Origin of the sequence: Caballeronia sp. LZ065, from assembly GCF_031450975.1 — a bacterium.
Lineage (GTDB): Bacteria > Pseudomonadota > Gammaproteobacteria > Burkholderiales > Burkholderiaceae > Caballeronia.
In genome coordinates, this window is the sequence record NZ_JARUXV010000005.1 from 61699 (window position 1) to 80019 (window position 18321).

Below are 18321 nucleotides of genomic sequence, written 5' to 3' on the forward strand. Positions count from 1 at the left end.
GCCACGCGCGACCGATGAGAACACGGTTGTGCGTGCCTAAGAACGCATGCATGCCACTCGCCGAGCCCTCATCTCGTTCAAGGCACACTGACTGCTCCGGCGTTTTCGGCATCGGCATCGGCGTCGCAGATCGCCCACGCCGGCCGAATTCAATCAAGGAGAAGCAACGTGTCCGAACCGCAGGCAGGAGCATCGTCGCCGCACCTCGACGAGGGCGAGCGTGAGCAGGCCGCCGATCACTCATCGCCGCATCCGCTCGTCATCCACGAGGTCGTGCGAGAGGAGGGTGAGGTGGCGATGGAGCGGACCTTTGCAGGACTGATGTGGTCCGCGCTAGCAGCGGGCCTGTCGATGGGGTTTTCTTTTCTAGTCCAGGCCATACTTCAAGGCGCCTTGCCCGAATCCAACTGGCGGCATCTTATCGCGAGCCTCGGTTACACGATCGGCTTTGTGTTCGTGATTCTCGGGCGTCAGCAATTGTTCACCGAGAGTACACTCACTGCGGTGCTGCCGGTGCTGCCGGTGCTGACACGGCGCGATCTCGTGACCTTCGGCAAGACCTTGCGACTGTGGGTCATCGTGCTGCTCTTCAACCTAATCGGCACGTTGATTTTCTCCGCGCTGCTGCAATTTAAGGGCGTTTTCGATCCGGAAGTGACAACGGCGCTCTCGGAGATCGCGAGAGCGCCGTTTTCGGCCGGGTTCGGCGTGACGCTCGTGCGCGCGGTATTCGCGGGATGGCTGATCGCGCTGATGGTCTGGTTACTGCCGAGCGCGCGCTCGGCACGGCTGCCCACCATTTTGCTCGTTACCTACACGGTCGGCGTAAGCAAGCTGACGCATGTCATTGCAAGTTCGGCCGAGGCGGCCTATGCCGTGGTGACGGGCGCCGCAACGTTGGGCGACTATTTCGGCGTCTTTCTGCTGCCGACACTCATCGGCAACATGATCGGCGGCATATCGATGGTCGCGATTGTCAACCATGCCGCCATTGCGCCGGAAATCGAGGACTCGCAAAGTTCGGATTGAAGGCGGTTTAGCGGACCTGCGCGCCGACGCTCGGGCATGAGCGGTGCGCTCGATCATTACGTCCAGCCAAGAAGGAGCCAGTCATGGGAAGACGCGCAAACAGCCCGTCCGAGTCTGCAAAGCCGACGGCCGAAGCAACCTCGGCGATAAGGAAGTAGGAGCCAGAAGGGCATCGTCCCCGCGTCCGGACAACGCCGGCAATCCGACGTATGGGCGAACGTTCGCGGAAACGGAAAGCTTGCTTATCAAGAGGTGCTGCTGATGTCGCGCTTGACGCCAGCGCAGGGCTCAACGAGATGGCCCCGTATCGCGCACGCGAGGCAACTGCGACGGACGCCGATTCTTATGGCAGCCGTCGCCTTGCGCGAGGCGCTCACGCGCGGCATCGACGTCGGCGGGATAAGTGATCTCATCGGCCACCGGATTGAAGCCCGCGCAGCGATAGACCTCGAGTTCACGCTGCACCTGCGCGCGACTCAAGCCGTCATCGGCGGCAAGCACGGCCGTGAAAAACAGCGCGAGTGTGAACCCACAGGTGTTCTGCGCTTAGAGAGAGCGGTGATTGGCATGTCGATCGCCTCGTCGATGAATTGGGCCGCTGCAGAGAAATGGCAGCACGAGTCCCGCACCGAACGCCGCGTAGACGGCCGCGATATGCGCCGCCGGCAAGTGATATTCGAATCCGGGCGTGAAGCGTTTGGGCACCACGATGTAATCGCCCGCCGCCGCTGCAAGCGTCGTCGCGCTGGCCAGTGCGACGCGCCTCGCACTGTTCGCGCGCGTGTCGACCCGGTCGGTCATCGCCGGACGCACGGTTGCAACGATCAGCGCATTGCACGCGGCCCAGCCGATCGACATCAGCTGATGGATCGCTAGGCCGGCAATCAAGTGCCGCGGTTTGGGACGAGCGGTCTGGTTTGCTTCTTGCGGCCAGAGCCAGTGACTGACGGCGCTGACCGGCGCCGTTCCGCGCTTGCCGTGCAGGCGCGCGCAGATGCCGAGCGCGGCAGTCGAGAGCAGTCCGGCGACGATGCCGGGAAGCACAATGTCCTTCACTGGATCGATCTCAATCGTCATGGTCGTATTTCTTACGGGGGCTACCGGCCTGCTCGGTTCGCGCATCGCGGCAGCGTTGCTCGCGCAAGGTCACACGCTGATCTGCTCGGCGCGGCATGCGCCGCAACTGGACGGCGCGACGAGCGCTTGTCGCTTCGTTCGGCTTGATTTCGCTGATGAACTCACTTCAGCAAGCGTGATGCCGCTCCTCGAAGGCGTCGATGTGGTCGTGAACGCGGTGGGCATCTTTCAGGATCGCACCGGCCGAGACTTCGATCGCGTCCACGCACAATCGGCGATCGCCCTGTTCGACGCAGCGGTGCAGGCAGGGGTCAGGCGCATCGTGCAGATCTCGGCGCTGGGCGCGGATGACGATGCGCGCACGCCGTACCATCGCACGAAGAAGGCCGCCGACGACGCGTTGCGCGCGCTGCCGTTATCGTCGCTGATCGTGCAGCCGTCCCTCATATTTGCCGAAGAAGGCCAGAGCACGAAGTTCTTCGCCGCCTGGTCGACGTTGCCGCTCGTGCCGCTGCCCGGCAGCGGTTCACAAGACGTGCAGCCGGTGCATGTGGACGATGTCGTCGAGCTGGTCACCCGAGCGGCCGTCGCCAAGCCGGAAGACGCAGCGCCGTTAAGCGCCACGGTCCCCGCCGTCGGTCCGGCAGCGATGACGATGAAAGCCTACTTGCGCCTGCTCAACCGTCTGTGCACATCCGTCCCGCCGACGTTCCTGCCGTTGCCGATGCCGCTCGTCAAGGCCGTCACCGCTCTGGCCGAACGCATGCCGGGCGCGCTCGTCAGCAGCGACGCGCTCGCGATGCTCGAACGCGGCAACACGGCGAGCGCGCGCGGCATCAGCGCTTGGCTCAGCAGACCGCCGCGAGCGTTGAGCGAACTGGCGCCTATGCGCGGCGCGTTCGGCCTGCGCGCGCGGCTCGCGTGGCTCGTGCCGCTGCTCATCGGTTCGATCGGCGCGGTGTGGATATGGACGGCTGTCGTTTCCACGTGGCTCTATCCGTACGCCGCGAGCCTCGAGCTGCTTGCGCGCGTGGGCGTGCCGCGCTCCTTGCAAAGCGCGATGCTCTACGCAGCCGCGTTCCTCGATTTCGCCTTCGGCGTGCTGTGTTTCATCTGGCCCGCGCGCTTCGGACCCCGCAGCCGCTTGTGGCGCGCGCAGTGCGCTTTGATCGTGGTGTACACGGCGCTCATCTCCTGGCGCTTGCCCGAGTTCTGGCTGCATCCGTACGGACCGCTTTCGAAGAATCTGCCGATGCTCGCCGCGCTCGTGCTGCTCATTCACATCGACGAAAAGGGCAAGCGGTGACGTATCTGACGATCAAGTGGCTGCATGTGCTGTCGTCGACGATCCTGTTTGGCACGGGAATCGGATCGGCGTTCTATCTGTTGAGCGCGAACATCGTCGGCGACACGCGCACGGTCGCGCGCGTGTCGCGCCTCGTCGTGCTTGCGGACTGGCTTTTCACGACGCCGACGGCAATCGTGCAGCCCGTCACCGGCTACCTGATGATGCGCATCGCCGGATTCCCGATGCGCACGCCATGGCTTGCATGGTCGGTCGCGCTATATGTGTTCGCGATTGCGTGCTGGCTGCCCGTCGTCTGGCTGCAGATGCGGCTCGCGGCGGAAGCGGGACGATGCGCCGCCTCCGGCACGCGTCTCTCGACACGCTATTGGCGTCTCATGCGAATCTGGATTGCGCTCGGCGTGCTCGCTTTCGTTGCGTTCATCGGCATCTTCTGGCTGATGGTGACAAAGACGCTTTGAAACGAGCGCGAGTCAATCGGCGCGGCTGTAATAGACGTACGAAGGCTGCCGCAGTTCGCCTTCCTAGCCCTTCGACTTCGCCGGAGTTTTGCAACTGCGCAATCTTGTTCCACAGCAGCGCGCGCGCCCGAGCATCCGCTCCCGGTCGAGCTCCGCTCTTGAGCCGGTTCAGGAGCTGCTCGAAGTCGGAGACATACGGCGGGACGTTGCGTCGCGGCTATGGAAGATTCGCTGCAGAAGATCCAGGATTTCCCATCTCTCGAATGCGTCGTTCGTGCAAGCCTTCGCCGCGCTACTCGCGCTCGAGCGTGAAGACATGCCAGGCGCGCGAGCCGTTCATCTGCTCGCCGTAGACGGTTGCGGTCACGACGACACGCCAGCCGGGTCTTGGCAAGATCGCGGGCAAATTGCCCGTGATGCGGCTATCGAATCCGCCCAGGCCGGCAGCGGGCGTCGGAACATTATTCTCGAGCGTGGCGTTTGACGTGATGACGTTGTCGTGCCATCCCGACAGATCGCGCCGCGCTTCGATCGATTTGGCGTCGGCATCGACCGTGTCGTCCGTCGATCCCATGCCTTGAGTATCGACGCCGACAATGCGGCTCGCGGCGCGCCGGACCGGATCGCCGGAAACGCGCGTCGGCGTCTGCTTGTCCTCATTGGATGGCTGCGGCGAGCGCTCATTGCGCGGCTTCGGCTCGGCCGAGCCTGCATTCTGCGTGCTGCCGAACTCCTTCGCCTGCGTGGCGGCGTCGGGCGAGGCGGAGCCGGTGGCCGGCGTCTTCGCAGGGCTCTTCGCGGCCATATCGTTCTGCTGGGCCTGGGTCGGGTTTCCTTCGGCGTTTTGCATGGCTCTCTCTCGGCAGTAAAGGTCACTCCACGCTCTGCGCATTGGGTGTGCCACCGCGAATCGAATGCCTCGGCCCGCTTTCAGCGTCCGGCGCTCGCACGCATCGGCGTGCGCTTGCGCGATGCAGGGATGCGCGCAGCGAGCTCCATGGGGCAGGGCGCGACGCCTAAAAGAGCGCACGAAACCAGCACAGCGGCCACCGTTGCCACGGGCATGGGCGGATCGCGCGGCGCGAGTACGAAGTGGGCGTCTGTGTCGAACAGAGCTACGATTGCATTCCGATGCGCTAGACAGACGATGGCCAAGCCCGTCAACGGCGCCGTCTTCTGCCCGCTATGCACCATTTGCTCGATATGCGTGATGACGCGCGATGGACGCGTAACGGAGATCGGCATAAGCGTCAGCTCCTGGATGAGCGCCGCGATCGTTCAGACGCGAATGCGTTGATCTCGAGAAACAACGCGCGAAGCATGACGACCGCGCATTCCGTCAGCTGCGCGATATGCATCCGCGATTCCCGTATGCCAGCGTTGGTGAGCAGATTGGCCCACCGGTGACAGAGTAGCGTCGGCGGTGCCCGCGGCAAGCGACAGAGGGAGAACGCAAAAAGCCAGGAATAATTACGCGACTTCGGTTCATCTGCATAAGCGCTTCCAACTACTTCACTGGAGGCAGAAGAGCCATACGACGATGCGGTCAGGCGTCGGGCTCCTCGCAGCGTTGAATCGAGGCGCCCCAAATGAACGACATCGACGCGAGATGCCGCGCAGAGACGCAGCGTGCCCACCGCGCGCGTGCCGAGGATGGTCATACGATCTCGCGTCTTTTTTGCGTTGAACCGCTACGCCTTGTCTCCTCAGTGCGCGGAGAGTACTTCCATGGGCAAGCGGCTCGTCAGTCGCGGGACGCATGAAGATTTGGACGTTGAGTATGGTCTCGAAGGCGGTACGCGCAAAAAAATGCCCGCTTGCTGCAGGGCGGGCAAATCGCACTTGGAGATGAACTGCGCCGTCGAATGGCGCCCCTTCAGTATGCGACGACCGGATGGTCCGTGGCTGTACGGAAACCCTGCCTCACTCCAGCGCTGACGGCATGGCCATTGCGCGATGGATGATGCGCGCTGCTATCCCGCGGCGGCGACTTCAACCAGCGAGGACATCACTATGAGGACAGCATCACCGACTGGCCAGACCGAGCAGGACGCCAAGGCCCGGGCGAACTCTGGCAAGCCCGCGACCGCGCAGAGCAGCAAGCCTGGAAGCGGCCAGCATGCGGCGAATCACACCCAGGCCGGCAAGGATCACGGCGCCGGTGGCGGCGCCAAGCAACGGCACGGCCCGCGCTAGCGGAATGGTTCGGCGGTCGATCCGCTCGCCTGCCAAGGCGACCGCCGACTTCGATGTATCGCACACGACCGGTCAATGGGAAGCAGGCGCGGCGGAAGTTGGGTGCGCGGGCGCCACGGGATTTTGTTGATCGCATAGACGTCGGCCTCTGCGCGGCTGAACGATGCTGCGATAGGCGACCGTGGCCCCTTGACTGAAACGCTCTGTAACGGCCGGCAGAAGGTCCGAAGCAACAAGTCCTGGAAGAGCCGCTGCAGCCCAGGGCGTCTTGGATCGGTTCTCATGCGGCGTCGCGATTTGCCTGCTTGCGGATTAGGCTTACCTGGCCGTTACGCTCGAGGATAGCGGCCTCTACTTCGTCGAGAGTCCTTGTATGCAACTCTTGTCTAGCTGTCTCGAACACGTCGGTCTGCGTGATGAGCGCGGCAGACATCTGCGTGTCGTTGAACTTGCCGTCTTTGAAGACTTCCCTTTCGACGCCGACAATCAGTCTTTCCAGCCACGGAAAATGTACGCATGACCACGCAAGCACCCGATGGATGACCACCAGAACAAGAGAGGCAACGACCGTAGGAATCGCTGCGGACGCGCCGACGATGACCCGGCTCCGGGTCGCACCGAGCAGTATTGCAACGACATAGTCGAAGGGCGAACGCTGACCGAACGAGCGCCGACCCGCGATGCGGATAAGCGCTAGTGCGCCGAAGAATACGGCAACGGCGCGCGCGGAAATTTGAAGGGAGTCAAGGTCGCGTCCTTCGCCGAACATTGTTAGCAAGAAGCTCATTGGTGCCTCCGATTATCGGCTGCCGTTTACATCGAGGTGTCGGGACGAGCGATGAGAAGTCGGTCGGTGCTCCCCGCAACGCTCCCCGGCACGAGGATTTTCGTTAGCCGTCTATTCGCTCAGTCCGCCGGTCCCAAATACCCCGGTAGCCCGAGCGCGGCTTTAGTCAACGCGAGTTTCGCCGCTTCCTTTGCGAGCGAGTCGAATTCGTCGTCGCTCGTAGGTAGAGGCAGGCGATGTCGAAAGAAATCCGCCCAGCGGAATTCTTCGAGAGGGACGCCGGCTTTCTTGTATCCGCCGGCGCTTTCGACAGCCGCCGCGAGGCTGCGGAATTCATCGTCCTGCAGGTCCCAGATCTCCGTGCGCATCTCTGAAAACGACACGCGCTCGCCTTTGGCGTTGTACGGAAAGGTCCAGCGCTCGTTTTCAAGAGCGAGCCAGAATTCCGCTGCCGAAAGTGAGGAAAGGTCTTTTACAAGAACGACAGGAACGACGCTCACGTCCGCATGGAACAAGGCGGCGGCGACATGATGATGGTCGATTGCGTAGGGAACTGCCGATGGGCCGTACACGACGGGGACGGGCTTCTCTGCGATTGCCACATCTAGTTCGTGTCCCGACAAGGCTTTGTAAGCCCTAGTTTTGGCTCGCACTTCCCGAAGTCCATGCGTCAATTGCGTCGGACGCAACTCTTTGATTTTTACAGTTTGCATGGTTTAGCTCCAGCGTGCTTGCCCGTCGTCCACGGGGGCGCGTCGGACGTTGAACCACGACGCGCGTCCCACAAAGCCTGGAGCAAAACATACGCCCGCCGTTTTGAATTGCGGGCAGCAGCAGGACATCTCGTAAGCTAGACCTCCGCGCCTGCGACCAGCGCTAGCCGATAACGACATCTCCTTCCGAGTGCAGGTAAATCTCGATGCGGCGTCTGCCGGCTCGCTTGGCCGCACAGCGCTTTGTCGCCGCCCTGAAGCTCGGCGGCGCCGGCCGGTGTTACACCTCGTTGGCCTTTCCAGCGCCCAGATCGGCCCCGGTGGTCGGCGCGGCGGTTGGATCCGAGGCCGTGCGCGATGCCATCGCCTGCAGCACCTCGACGTCCTGTTCGGTCACGGTCACGGTCGCCGTTCCGTCACCGCCGTCGACGGCCGGTTGCGGATCTTCGACGAACTTCCAGTCGCCGCCCTCGTTCCACGGACCGCGCACATCGTCACCCTTCGACATGTTGAAGTAGACGCTCGTGAATTCCGGCTTGCCCGGCAACTTGCCTTGAGGAAAGTTCGGCTGAATCGAGTGAAGCGCTTTCTCGAATGATTTCTGGTGCGCGATTTCGCGCGTCATCAGAAAGCCTAGCGCTTCCTTGATGCCCGGATCGTCCGTCACGTTGATGAGACGTTCATAGACGATCTTCGCGCGCGCCTCCGCCGCGATGTTGGAGCGCAAGTCGGCCGTCGGCTCACCGATGGTGTCGATATAGGCAGCGGTCCAGGGCACGCCCGCCGAGTTGGTGAGCGCCGGGCCGCCCCCATAGAGCAGGGCGGTGGTGTGCGAATCGTTGCCGCCGCCGGTGAGCGACCGGTACAACTCCGCTTCGGACTCCACCGCTTCCGCGAGCTGGCCTTTCGCGCCCTTGTTCAGCATCGCGACGATCGAGCCGATCACTTCGAGATGGCTGAGTTCTTCGGTCGCGATGTCGAACAACAGGTCTTTGCGGCCCGGATCGTCTTCGCCGACGGCTTGTGTGAAGTATCGGCATGCGGCGGCCAATTCGCCCTGCGGGCCACCGAACTGCTCAAGGAGCAGATTGGCAAGTCCGGGGTTGGGCGCGCTCACGCGAACGGTGTATTGCAGACGCTTGTTATGCACGAACATTTGGGCGACTCCTTTTGGGCGCACGAAACCCTTCACGGGCTCGGCGCGAATCACAAGGGTTGAACAGTTTTACTCGCAACGACCAAGAGGACATCAAAAGAGTCGCTTACGGTCATGCTGCTGCGAGCCTCGGCGCGAAGAAAGCGCGCCGGCGTATCGCGGGGAAGCCGCGTCGTGATATGAACGGCCGCTGTGCGGATCGAATCCGCGACGACCTGAACGCGAATCAGCAACGCGTATGCCATGCGAGGCGGCTGTTTCCGGCGGGGGGCATCTTCGATGCTCCGTGCGTGGCGCATGGATCACCTGAGACAGCCATGAACGTCAGATCGCTGTTGGCCGGGCCTTCGCATGGCCCGCGCGGACATTCAAACATTTCGGCGCCGATCGCGCCGCGCCGATGGCCGCGAGCATTGCGTTTTATTCTGCGTTTTCGCTCGCGCCGACGCTCGTCATGGTGATCGCCGTCGCCGGGCTGTTGTTCGGCGCGGAGGCCGCTCGCGGACAGCTTCTTCATCAGATCAACGGCATGCTCGGAAAGGATGCGGCCGCGAGCGTGCAGGCGATCGTCAAGCATGCGCACCTCAGCGCCGGAAGCGGCCTTGCCGCGGCGATGTCGCTCATACTGCTGGCCGTAGGCGCGTCGGCTACGTTCTCGTCATTGAACACGGCGCTGTCGATCATCTGGCCGAAGCGCGGCAAGGAAGCATCGGGCGTCGCAACGCTCGTCAAGGTGCGGCTGATTTCGTTCGGCCTCGTCATGGGCGTCGCGTTTCTGCTGATCGTGTCGCTCGTGCTGGACGCAGCCGTGCAGGCAGCGGGCAAATGGGTATTCGGAGATTCGCCGCTCGTCATCATCGGCGATATCGTGCAGTTCATGCTCGGTCTCGTGATCCTGTTGTGCGCGTTTGCCGCGCTGTTGAAGTATCTTCCGGACGGTCACGTGCCGTGGCGCGATGCGCTCGTGGGCGGGCTCATTTCCGCGGTGCTGTTTTTCCGCGGGAAAGAAGCTCTTTGCGTTGTATCTGACGCACGCCGGGACCGCGAGCGCGTTCGGCGCGGCCGGCTCGCTCGCCGTGTTGCTGATGTGGCTGTATTTCGCCGCCGCTGTCATGCTGCTCGGCGCGGAAGCCGCTGCAACGCGAGTCGAAGCGCGTGAAGGCGAAGCGCGCGAAGGCGACGGGCAAGCGTCTCGACAGGAGCGTGGGCCTCGTATCACGCAGGCGAGCGCGCCAGCGAACACACGTGCGCCGGTCACGCCGGGTGCTGCACACGTGAACGTGTCCGCGGCTACGGTGCTGTCCGATAAGCACGTGCGGTCCGGCGGCACGCCGGTGTTCGCGAAGATGCTCGATGCGGTGAAGGCGAATCCGAGCCGCTTAGCGATTGCAGCGGCGGGCGCAAGCCTCTTTATCCTGACGAAGGGCGCGCGTCGCGGTCATGCGGTGAGGCGGTTCTGATCGCCTTATCGCCGGGGCAGCCGGATCGAATGGATGTCCTGACGTGATGCCATGCAAAGTATTCGTCCAGGTCAGATGGGTTCGCCGCGCAGTCGGCACGGAGGAGGCACACCGACTGCGTGTCTGTGTCTATCGGAACACGGATAGACCGTATGGAATTCGATTCTCGGATAAAGGACTTACGTAATGGCAGCGAGTGGTGGCACACGCTTTCGAAGGACGATCAGATGGCATGGCTCGCCAGAGTTCATAGCGCGCGTCCCAAAGATGCGTGGGACGCGTTCAAGCAGTCCCTGGTGCTTACCACGTCGTGATTGCGACGTCATTCCATAGACATAGGCATGCGCGTTCATCATCTCAATTGCATTTCTAGCTGTCCGCTCGGCGGCAAGCTCTTCGACGGGCGCACCGCCAGCCTGCTGCGACGCGGTGAGCTGTCGTGCCATTGCCTGCTCATCGAAACAAATGACGGCCTCGTGCTGGCTGACACGGGCTTCGGTCTGCGCGATGTCGCCGATCCGCGCAGCCGCCTGAGCGCGTTCTTCCTGTTGATGTTGAAGCCCGAGTTCCGCGTGGAGATGACGGCGGCGCGGCAGATCGAGCGGCTCGGATTTTCGACGGCGGACGTGCGTCACATTCTGCTGAGCCATCTCGACTTCGATCATGCCGGCGGTCTCGATGACTTTCCGCACGCGCACGTCCACATGCTGCAAACCGAGCGGGACTACGCGCTGCGAGAAGACCTGGCTGGACCGCCAGCGCTTCCGGCCGCAGCAGTGGTCGACGCAGGCCAACTGGCTCGTGCATCACAGCGACGGCGACCACTGGTACGGATTCGAAAGCGTGCGTCCCCTCACTCGCTGCGCTGACGAGATCGCGCTCGTTCCCTTGTGCGGCCACACGTTCGGTCATGCGGGTATCGCCGTTCGGTCGAATGAGGGTTGGCTTCTGCTGGCGGCGGACGCGTACTTCTATCACACGGAAATGGATCCCGCGCGACCTCGCTGCACGCCCGGCCTTGCGTTTTATCAGTGGATGATGGACAAGGACGGCGCAGCGCGGCGGCGCAATCAGGCGAGACTTCGGGCGCTGTGCAATGAAGACGCTGCGCGCGACGTGCGGGTCTTCTGCAGTCACGACCCGATCGAGTTCGAGCGCATGGCGGGACGCTCGCCGGGCATTCCCGCCGAAGCCCTGCTGTCGCGACCCGCTTGAATGTGCACGCCGTTGCGCCCAGGCTTCGTTCCCTGGTTTGTATCCGGCTTACTGGCTGGCGCCCGAAGGCGCATCGCTCGCCGCCGTCGCGGGGAAACTCGCCGCGGCCGGCGCGGATGTGACCGAGGCGGGCGCGGCAGCCGAAGTGTCGCCGGCCGCGCTTCCCGCGCCGGTGTGATCGCGGTTGCAGCCAGCGACGAGGCAAACACCTGCCGACATTGCAGCGATCAGCAAGGCTTTCGACGTGATGGACGACTTCATGGTGCGCTCCTTGTTGGGCTCCTTGTTTTGCTCCTTGTTGTGCTCTTTGTCGCGTGCCGGTCGATGAGAAGTGGCAAGCAAGCTCGACGCAACCGGGATTCTCCGGCTCAGTCCGGCGACTGGTTGCGGTCACGCTCGCTTTGCGTGCCCGGCGGTGTGCCTGGTTTGGTGTCGGGCCGCGCATCGGGCGCGCGGTCTTCATTCGCTCCACGCGGCGCGGGTTCAGCCGGATTAGCCGGAATGTTCTCCGTGTGACCGGGCACCGGCTGTTGCTCGATGTGATCCGGCTGCGCCGACGACGAGGGCTTCGGCTTGGGATCGGGCTCGGCCTTCGTGTCGGTGCCGGTCTTGCCGGTGCTGCGATGGGTCGTTGCGCCAGTTTCATCGAGAAGATCATCGAGGTCGTCGCTTTCGCCGTCGGCCGAGGGGTCGGGCGGTGTCGACATCAGGAAGAAGTGCGCTGGCACGGCGGACGTACCTTGAACATCGAATGTGTTGGTCATGGCGATTCGAGCGTCGAATGAGTCGTGTGGGAAATTCAGCAAACGCCGTTCCGAGGTTCAGCGCGCCCTGTAGGTCTGCGACTTGCTGAGCGAGTGAAAACGCGTGCAAACGCGTGCAAACAACAGGGAGTGGCGAATGACTCAGTCATCCATTGCGATAACCGTGCGGCGTGAAGATCCGGCCTCGACCGACGGACAAGTCTTGCTCGATGAACTCAGCGCCATGCTGGCGCTATTCTCGGGCGACGGCGGGCAGTCGAGGTTCGATGTCGACGAGTTCCGATCGGCGAACGGCATGTTCTACGTCGCGCGAACGGCCCTCGGGGAGCCCGTCGGTTGCGGCGCGTTCCGGCATTTCGACGCGTCCGCGGCCGAGCTCAAAAGAATCTATAGCCGGCAATGTGGGTCCGGCGTCGGCACTGCCATCAACCAGCAACTCGAGGCCGCTGCAGCGTGTGGCTACACGAGGCTCGTTCTGGAAACACGGGCGGTCAACAAGCGTGCGATCGACTTCTACCAGCGCAACGGTTACAGGCCGATGGAGCGATACGGCGCTTACATCGGTCAGCCGGATGCGCGCTGCTTCGAAAAAATGCTCGTCGATGACTGACGCTTGCTCGCCGAGCGCCGCGATGACGTCGACAATGGCCGGACTGCCAACGTCCGACGGCATGCGAATTGCACGGGTCGCGTCGATGCCCGGCGACCCGCGTTTCGCCGGCCCGATCCCTTAAACACCCGAGGAGACGTTCATGGCTAACACGGTTCACGGTTCCGACCCGGCCAAATCTCTCATCACCGAAAGGGCCGAGACTGCTTATGAGTTCCCGACAAGCGCGACTCATGATTCTTCCAGCAAAAGCGACGAGTCATCCGCAAGCGGCGGCGGGGGTAATTTTCGCGCGGCGTCTCAGTCGTGGGATTCTGGCGATAACGCTTCCTCGTCCGGCAGCGATATGCGTTCGACCGTCAAGGACAGGCTTTCCAACGTCCGGGACGGAATGGCGACCCGATACCGCGCGGCCTCCGAAACGACCGATGACTTCGTGCACGACAATCCGTGGAAAGCGATCGCGCTGGCCGCGGTCGCGGGTCTGGTCGTCGGGATGCTTGCATCGCGTTGAACTGCCGCGGTGGCGCCCGCCTGCGTGTGCTGAGGAACGCGCAATGCTTGAGCGCATGGATTCCTCTCCCGCAGCGAGTGCACCATGCGAATCAGACTCAAACCTCTACACGAACAGGTCATCGTCATCACGGGCGCGACGAGTGGAATCGGGCTCGTCACCGCGCGCACCGCTGCCCGACGCGGCGCCAGGCTTATGCTCATATCGCGCGATGAAAAGGCGCTATCCGAGCTTGCCAGCGAGTTGTCGCGAGATCGAAGCTACAGTGTCTCGTACGCCGTCGCCGATGTCGGCGACCGCGCCCAGCTGCAGGTCGCGGCCGATAAGGCGATCTCGCGTTTCGGCGGCTTCGACACCTGGATCAACAATGCAGGCGTCTCGTTGTACGGCCGCTGCGTCGATGTACCACTGGAGGACCAGCGCAAGCTCTTCGATACGAATTACTGGGGCGTCGTCAACGGCTCGGTCGTCGCCGTGCAGCGTTTGCGGGAACGGGGCGGCGCGCTCATCAATCTCGGAAGCGAGCTATCGGATGTCGCAATTCCGCTGCAAGGTGCCTACGTGGCATCGAAGCATGCCGTGAAGGGTTTCACCGATGCACTGCGCATCGAGCTCGCCGACGAGCGCGCACCGGTCTCGGTGACCCTCGTCAAGCCTGCGGGCATCGACACGCTTTTCGTCGAGCATGCGAAAAACTATCTCGATCACCAGCCGAAGCTGCCGCAGCCGGTGTATGCGCCCGATGTTGTCGCGCGAGCAATACTGCACGCGGCGGCTCATCCGCAGCGCGATGTCTACGCGGGTGGCGCGTCGCGCGGCGTGGCGTGGTTCGGGCGCTCGGCGCCGCGCGTGTACGACGCGATGATGCGCCGGCTCGGCGTCAAGGCCCAGCTCACGAGCGAGCCCCGGCGCGACGGCGATGCGCTCCATGAGAGCGGCACAGGCCTGAGCGAACGGTCCGGACGGCACGGCCGGGTCCGCGAACGCAGCTTTTACACCGATGCGCATACCCATCCCATGAGCGCGCGTGCGGCGCTCATGGGAGTCGCGGGCGTGCTGCTGGTCGCGGCGGCGCGGCGCTATGTGCGCGAGACACAGGGACGCCGGTTGCCCCGCTTCCTGCGCTAAAAGCATGAGCGCCTCATGCAAGGAGGAAGCAGTCTCGATGGGCGATGCCTTTGATGTCCACGAAGGCTGCTGCGCAGCCTGCGCAAATACGCGTCCGCCGCGTGAAAATGCGTACGAGCGCGGGTCATGACGGGCCGCGTGCGCATCGGCATCTCGGGCTGGCGATATACGGGCTGGCGCGGCGTCTTCTATCCGCCCAAACTCCCGCAGGCGCGCGAACTCGAATTTGCGTCGGGCCGGATACAGAGCATTGAAATCAACGGCTCGCATTACTCCCTGCAACGCGCATCGAGTTGGCGTACATGGCATGACGCGACGCCAGACGACTTCGTTTTCAGCGTAAAGGGCCCTCGCTATCTCACCCACATGCTGCGCTTTCGCGACGAAACGGCCATCCCCGCGATGGCGAACTTCTTCGCCTCCGGCGTACTGGGCCTTGGCGAAAAGCTCGGCCCGTTTCTCTGGCAATTCCCGCCGAGCTTCGCCTTTCATGTGGACGACTTCGAGCGCTTCCTCGCGCTCTTGCCGAAGGATGCGGCCTGCGCCGCTGCGTTCGCTCAGCGGCACGACACGCGAGTAAAGGAGCCGTGGTTCGATGCGCCAAGGAAAAACCGGGTGTTGAGGCACGCCGTCGAGATTCGACATCCGAGCTTTCTTGACGAGACCTTCGTACGCTTGCTGCGCAAACACGGCGTTGCGCTGGTCGTATCGGACTCCACGGCTGGCTGGCCATACGCGGAAGATTTGACCTCCGATTTCGTGTACATGCGTCTGCACGGCACAGAAACGCTTTACGGCGGCGCGTATACCGACGAGGCACTCGACGCATGGGCGCATCGCATCGTGTGCTGGGCGAAGGGAACCCAGGCCGAGGATGCCCGGCTCATCACGGCGCACAAGCCGCGAAGCCGCGCATCGCGCGATGTATTCTGTTACTTCGACAACGATCAAAAAGTACAGGCGCCGTTCGATGCCAAGCGGCTGCGAGAACGTCTCCAGGAAGGGTCCTTCAGCGGCTCGTCGCGATAAAACAATCGTCGAGAAGGCGCCGTCAATTCGCCAAGGCCTCTCGTTCGAGTTCGTCCAGCGATATGTGACGCACGTCCCGGCCCTTGACCACGAACACGAGGAACTCAGCGATATTCTTGGCGTGATCTCCGATCCGCTCCAGAGCCTTGGCTATGAACAGGTATTCGAGCGCGACCGGGATGGTTCCGGGTGCTGCATGCATCTGCACGGCGAGGCTGCGGGAAAACGAGCGGAACACTGTGTCAATGGCTTTATCGTCGCGTACGATGCGCGCCGCATCGATGGTATCCATTCGTGCGAATGCGTCGAGCACCCGATGCAGGATGACGTGAGCCATCTCGCCGCATTTCTTCAGTTCGGCGACATGGAAGCTTGCCGTTTCACCACTTTCGGAAATGCGCCGCATCCGTTTGCACATCTTTCGCGCTTCATCGCCCATGCGTTCGAGGTTCGTCACGCATTTGGACATGGCCATCAGCAGCCTGAGGTCGCAGGCAGCGGGCTGTCGTCGGGCGATCACATGTTGTATTTCATCGTCGATCTCGATTTCACATGAGTTGAGAAGCCGCTCTCCGGCGCGAATTTCCAGCGCGAGCGCAGGGTCGTAGGCGTCCAGCAATCGCAGGCAGCGTTCGATCTGCATTTCGACAGACCGCCCATCTCCAGAAGATGGGTCGAGAGCGCATCGAGCGAGGCGTCAAAGGCGCGTGAGATATGCTTGTCTGGCATGGCGATTACCTGTTTCACGCCCTCATGATCAGCGTGGAGCGGTGCGGCGCCGAGGGCGGACGTCGCGTTCGTCGTGTAGGCAATAACGGTATATACCGTTTCCTGGTAACTGCGCAAGTTAGCAACCCCGCTGGCAAGGGCGTTTGCATCGCCAGGCAGCAAGGATTTGCTGCATGTTCGCCACGTTAGCGTTTCGGACAGCCATTACGCGTCACCAGGCAGGTCAATGAAAAGGAAAGCGGGATTTCAAACGATTTGGCATCGCGATTGCTGTCATCGCGCAATGCCACCGTTGGAGCCGATCATGGTGCTCGTCTCGAAGCCGCTGTGCCGCTTTCTTTTTCTCACACTGAGCCTTGCCGCGTTCGCTCAAGCGGGCGTCGCGCAGGAGAGCGCGGACACGCGCGGCAATCACGCCGGCGGCGGTCCGCAGCTTCAGCTCATCGCTACGTTCGAACATCAGGTTACGGGCGTGACGGTCACGCCGGATGGCCGTACGTTCGTCAACTTCCCGCGCTGGACGGAAGACACGCCCATCTCCGTCGCGGAGCTCGGAGCGTCCGGCGATCTGCGTCCTTATCCCGATCCCGAATGGAATAGCTGGCGCAACGCGCGCCGCGATGAAGTCACGCCTCAGGATCATTGGGTATGTGTGCAGTCCGTCGTGGCGGACAAGCATGGAAACCTCTGGGTGATCGATCCCGGCGCGCCGGCGCAATCGCTCGTCGTGCCGGGCGCGCCGAAGCTCGTGCAGATCGATCTGGCGTCGAATCGCGTCGCGCATGTCTACGCGTTCGATGAAACCATCGCGCCACAAGGAAGCTATCTCAACGACGTGCGTATCGGTCCGGACGGGCGTTTCGTCTACATCACCGATTCCGGCGTGCGCGGCGCGATCGTCGTGGTCGATACGGCCTCCGGAAGCGCGCGACGGGTGCTCGACGGCGATCCGAGCACGCAGGCCGACAAGACCGTCACCGTGAAGGTCGACGGCAAGCCGCTGCAACAGACGGACGGCAGGCGCGTGAGCTTTTCGGCGGACGGCATCGCGCTGACGCCGGACGGACGCTATCTCTATTGGCAGGCGGTGAAGGGCAAGACGCTTTATCGCATCGCAACCGACGCGCTGCAGAACGCGCAACTGAGTCCGCAACAGGTCTCGGCGCGCGTGGAGGCGGTGGCTATCGATGGACCCGCGGACGGACTCTGGTTCGACGAGCATGGACGTCTCTATGTGTCGTCGGTCGAGCATCACGCGATTCGCGTGCGTGACGGCGAGCGCTTCGACACGCTGCTGCGGGACCGCAATCTGGTCTGGCCCGACACATTCTCGGAAGGCGCCGACGGCACGATCTATATCACCGATTCGCGCATCCCAGAGATGAGCTGGTTCGATCCGCAGAGTCCTATCGCGTTGCCGACGCGGCTGTATGCGATTCGCAAACGTTAGAAAGAGGAAGGCAGCGTATGAAACAGCAATTCGACGATCGGATCGTTCGCGCCCTCTGCTCGGGTTCGGCAGCGGGGCTCGCAATGGCCTCGGCGGCATCTACCGGGGCGCTGCGCGCGGGGCATGCGCCGTACGCCGCGCTGAATGCCGTGACGCACTGCCTGTGGCCCGATGCATCGTCGCAGGAGACGCCGAGCATCAAGTACACGGCGCTCGGGGCGACGATTCATATGGGCAGCGCAGTGTTCTGGGGCGTTCTGTTCGAATCGCTGTGCGGACGACGGAGCCGTCCCGCAGGAATTGTGAGCGCTGCGGCGGCGACCGCGCTCATCGCTTATGTAGTCGATTACCACGTGGTTCCGAAACGCTTCACGCCGGGATTCGAAGCGCATGTGTCGACGCGTTCGCTGGCGATGGCTTATGTCGCGCTGGCTGCGGGGTTCGCCATAGCCGCGTTGGCGCGACGCGCGGTCCGCTGACGCGTCGCTACGCGCTGCCGCCGGGTATGCGAGAGAAACTCACAAAAGACGAACGCACTCGCAGACCCGATTGGCCCGTCGGCCGCGAAGCGGGCCGGAGCTTGATATGGCTGCGCCGGTAAGTGAAGCGGCGCGACGTGACGGACCGCGCGCGATCCAAGCCCGGTGAGACGTACGAGGGCACTCGCTATAGCCGGACCACGAGACCACTTCTGTGT

Annotated in this window: 19 protein-coding genes and 3 pseudogenes; 13 read left to right on the forward strand and 9 right to left on the reverse strand. The window is 63.0% G+C overall.

Going from position 1 to position 18321, the window contains the following annotated elements:
• The first annotated feature begins 168 nt into the window (after positions 1–168).
• Complete coding sequence (locus QCE63_RS34005) at positions 169–1029, forward strand: formate/nitrite transporter family protein (protein ID WP_309839495.1); 861 nt, start codon at positions 169–171, stop codon at positions 1027–1029.
• Between the two features lie 288 nt (positions 1030–1317).
• On the opposite strand, the gene QCE63_RS34010 is transcribed toward QCE63_RS34005, so the two are convergent.
• Both QCE63_RS34010 and QCE63_RS34015 read right to left on the reverse strand, forming a co-directional pair.
• The gene (locus tag QCE63_RS34010; protein WP_309839752.1) at positions 1318–1545 is read right to left on the reverse strand and encodes a DUF4148 domain-containing protein; all 228 of its coding nucleotides are present in this window, start codon (positions 1543–1545) and stop codon (positions 1318–1320) included.
• Positions 1546–1575: 30 nt separating this feature from the next.
• The gene (locus tag QCE63_RS34015; RefSeq protein WP_309839497.1) at positions 1576–2151 is read right to left on the reverse strand and encodes a hypothetical protein; all 576 of its coding nucleotides are present in this window, start codon (positions 2149–2151) and stop codon (positions 1576–1578) included.
• Between QCE63_RS34015 and QCE63_RS34020 the strand changes: the two genes are divergently transcribed.
• Both QCE63_RS34020 and QCE63_RS34025 read left to right on the forward strand, forming a co-directional pair.
• Positions 2105–3412, forward strand: coding sequence for an NAD(P)H-binding protein (locus QCE63_RS34020; protein WP_309839499.1), 1308 nt, complete (start codon positions 2105–2107; stop codon positions 3410–3412). The two genes, QCE63_RS34015 and QCE63_RS34020, sit on opposite strands and share 47 nt — an antisense overlap.
• On the forward strand, positions 3409–3873 hold the full coding sequence (locus tag QCE63_RS34025) for a DUF2269 domain-containing protein (RefSeq protein ID WP_309839501.1): 465 nt from the start codon (positions 3409–3411) through the stop codon (positions 3871–3873). Before QCE63_RS34020 ends, QCE63_RS34025 begins: the two co-directional genes overlap by 4 nt.
• A 292-nt stretch (positions 3874–4165) precedes the next feature.
• Here the strand turns inward: QCE63_RS34025 and QCE63_RS34030 are convergent, their stop codons facing one another.
• Complete coding sequence (locus QCE63_RS34030; RefSeq protein WP_309839503.1) at positions 4166–4723, reverse strand: DUF3005 domain-containing protein; 558 nt, start codon at positions 4721–4723, stop codon at positions 4166–4168.
• A 1163-nt stretch (positions 4724–5886) separates the two neighbouring features.
• Here QCE63_RS34030 and QCE63_RS34035 point away from each other — a divergent pair.
• Complete coding sequence (locus QCE63_RS34035; protein WP_309839504.1) at positions 5887–6069, forward strand: hypothetical protein; 183 nt, start codon at positions 5887–5889, stop codon at positions 6067–6069.
• Positions 6070–6349: 280 nt separating this feature from the next.
• Here the strand turns inward: QCE63_RS34035 and QCE63_RS34040 are convergent, their stop codons facing one another.
• The 3 genes from QCE63_RS34040 to QCE63_RS34050 form a co-directional block, all read right to left on the reverse strand.
• On the reverse strand, positions 6350–6856 hold the full coding sequence (locus QCE63_RS34040) for a YetF domain-containing protein (protein WP_309839506.1): 507 nt from the start codon (positions 6854–6856) through the stop codon (positions 6350–6352).
• A 119-nt stretch (positions 6857–6975) separates the two neighbouring features.
• Positions 6976–7569: a ParB/Srx family N-terminal domain-containing protein gene (locus tag QCE63_RS34045; protein WP_309839508.1), complete on the reverse strand. Its 594-nt coding sequence runs from the start codon at positions 7567–7569 to the stop codon at positions 6976–6978.
• Between the two features lie 280 nt (positions 7570–7849).
• Complete coding sequence (locus tag QCE63_RS34050) at positions 7850–8725, reverse strand: manganese catalase family protein (protein ID WP_309839509.1); 876 nt, start codon at positions 8723–8725, stop codon at positions 7850–7852.
• Positions 8726–9053: 328 nt separating this feature from the next.
• On the opposite strand from QCE63_RS34050, the pseudogene QCE63_RS34055 reads away from it, so the two are divergent.
• From QCE63_RS34055 to QCE63_RS34065, 3 genes and pseudogenes are all read left to right on the forward strand, one after another.
• Positions 9054–9939 (forward strand): annotated as a pseudogene (locus QCE63_RS34055) (YihY/virulence factor BrkB family protein); the annotation flags it as partial.
• A 66-nt stretch (positions 9940–10005) separates the two neighbouring features.
• Complete coding sequence (locus QCE63_RS34060) at positions 10006–10185, forward strand: hypothetical protein (protein WP_309839761.1); 180 nt, start codon at positions 10006–10008, stop codon at positions 10183–10185.
• Between the two features lie 341 nt (positions 10186–10526).
• Positions 10527–11400: pseudogene (locus QCE63_RS34065) on the forward strand (MBL fold metallo-hydrolase).
• A 48-nt stretch (positions 11401–11448) separates the two neighbouring features.
• Here QCE63_RS34065 and QCE63_RS34070 read toward each other — a convergent pair.
• Both QCE63_RS34070 and QCE63_RS34075 read right to left on the reverse strand, forming a co-directional pair.
• Entirely contained in the window at positions 11449–11661 is a 213-nt protein-coding gene (locus QCE63_RS34070; RefSeq protein ID WP_309839510.1) for a hypothetical protein, read from the reverse strand.
• Between the two features lie 107 nt (positions 11662–11768).
• Positions 11769–12164, reverse strand: a complete 396-nt coding sequence (locus QCE63_RS34075) for a hypothetical protein (protein ID WP_309839511.1) — start codon at positions 12162–12164, stop codon at positions 11769–11771.
• 136 nt (positions 12165–12300) lie between these two features.
• On the opposite strand from QCE63_RS34075, the gene QCE63_RS34080 reads away from it, so the two are divergent.
• From QCE63_RS34080 to QCE63_RS34095, 4 genes are all read left to right on the forward strand, one after another.
• A complete protein-coding gene (locus QCE63_RS34080; protein WP_309839512.1) occupies positions 12301–12774 on the forward strand; it encodes a GNAT family N-acetyltransferase in 474 nt (157 codons plus the stop codon).
• 142 nt (positions 12775–12916) lie between these two features.
• On the forward strand, positions 12917–13288 hold the full coding sequence (locus QCE63_RS34085) for a glycine zipper domain-containing protein (RefSeq protein WP_309839513.1): 372 nt from the start codon (positions 12917–12919) through the stop codon (positions 13286–13288).
• Between the two features lie 84 nt (positions 13289–13372).
• Positions 13373–14416, forward strand: a complete 1044-nt coding sequence (locus QCE63_RS34090) for an SDR family oxidoreductase (RefSeq protein WP_309839514.1) — start codon at positions 13373–13375, stop codon at positions 14414–14416.
• 126 nt (positions 14417–14542) lie between these two features.
• On the forward strand, positions 14543–15445 hold the full coding sequence (locus QCE63_RS34095; protein WP_309839516.1) for a DUF72 domain-containing protein: 903 nt from the start codon (positions 14543–14545) through the stop codon (positions 15443–15445).
• A 22-nt stretch (positions 15446–15467) separates the two neighbouring features.
• On the opposite strand, the pseudogene phoU reads toward QCE63_RS34095, so the two are convergent.
• A pseudogene (gene phoU, locus QCE63_RS34100) lies at positions 15468–16174 on the reverse strand (phosphate signaling complex protein PhoU).
• 304 nt (positions 16175–16478) lie between these two features.
• Here phoU and QCE63_RS34105 point away from each other — a divergent pair.
• Positions 16479–17624, forward strand: coding sequence for an L-dopachrome tautomerase-related protein (locus QCE63_RS34105; RefSeq protein ID WP_309839517.1), 1146 nt, complete (start codon positions 16479–16481; stop codon positions 17622–17624).
• A 17-nt stretch (positions 17625–17641) separates the two neighbouring features.
• The gene (locus QCE63_RS34110) at positions 17642–18103 is read left to right on the forward strand and encodes a hypothetical protein (protein WP_309839518.1); all 462 of its coding nucleotides are present in this window, start codon (positions 17642–17644) and stop codon (positions 18101–18103) included.
• The last annotated feature ends 218 nt before the right edge of the window (positions 18104–18321 follow it).

Coding starts and splice junctions, on each gene's coding strand:
- QCE63_RS34020 (WP_309839499.1), top strand. CDS start 2,105: ATGGTCGTATTTCTTACGGGGGCTACCGGCCTGCTCGGTTCGCGCATC.
- QCE63_RS34105 (WP_309839517.1), top strand. CDS start 16,479: ATGGTGCTCGTCTCGAAGCCGCTGTGCCGCTTTCTTTTTCTCACACTG.
- QCE63_RS34035 (WP_309839504.1), top strand. CDS start 5,887: ATGAGGACAGCATCACCGACTGGCCAGACCGAGCAGGACGCCAAGGCC.
- QCE63_RS34045 (WP_309839508.1), bottom strand. CDS start 7,569: ATGCAAACTGTAAAAATCAAAGAGTTGCGTCCGACGCAATTGACGCAT.
- QCE63_RS34110 (WP_309839518.1), top strand. CDS start 17,642: ATGAAACAGCAATTCGACGATCGGATCGTTCGCGCCCTCTGCTCGGGT.
- QCE63_RS34070 (WP_309839510.1), bottom strand. CDS start 11,661: ATGAAGTCGTCCATCACGTCGAAAGCCTTGCTGATCGCTGCAATGTCG.
- QCE63_RS34095 (WP_309839516.1), top strand. CDS start 14,543: ATGACGGGCCGCGTGCGCATCGGCATCTCGGGCTGGCGATATACGGGC.
- QCE63_RS34090 (WP_309839514.1), top strand. CDS start 13,373: ATGCGAATCAGACTCAAACCTCTACACGAACAGGTCATCGTCATCACG.
- QCE63_RS34085 (WP_309839513.1), top strand. CDS start 12,917: ATGGCTAACACGGTTCACGGTTCCGACCCGGCCAAATCTCTCATCACC.
- QCE63_RS34050 (WP_309839509.1), bottom strand. CDS start 8,725: ATGTTCGTGCATAACAAGCGTCTGCAATACACCGTTCGCGTGAGCGCG.
- QCE63_RS34040 (WP_309839506.1), bottom strand. CDS start 6,856: ATGAGCTTCTTGCTAACAATGTTCGGCGAAGGACGCGACCTTGACTCC.
- QCE63_RS34015 (WP_309839497.1), bottom strand. CDS start 2,151: ATGCGCGAACCGAGCAGGCCGGTAGCCCCCGTAAGAAATACGACCATG.
- QCE63_RS34075 (WP_309839511.1), bottom strand. CDS start 12,164: ATGACCAACACATTCGATGTTCAAGGTACGTCCGCCGTGCCAGCGCAC.
- QCE63_RS34080 (WP_309839512.1), top strand. CDS start 12,301: ATGACTCAGTCATCCATTGCGATAACCGTGCGGCGTGAAGATCCGGCC.
- QCE63_RS34030 (WP_309839503.1), bottom strand. CDS start 4,723: ATGCAAAACGCCGAAGGAAACCCGACCCAGGCCCAGCAGAACGATATG.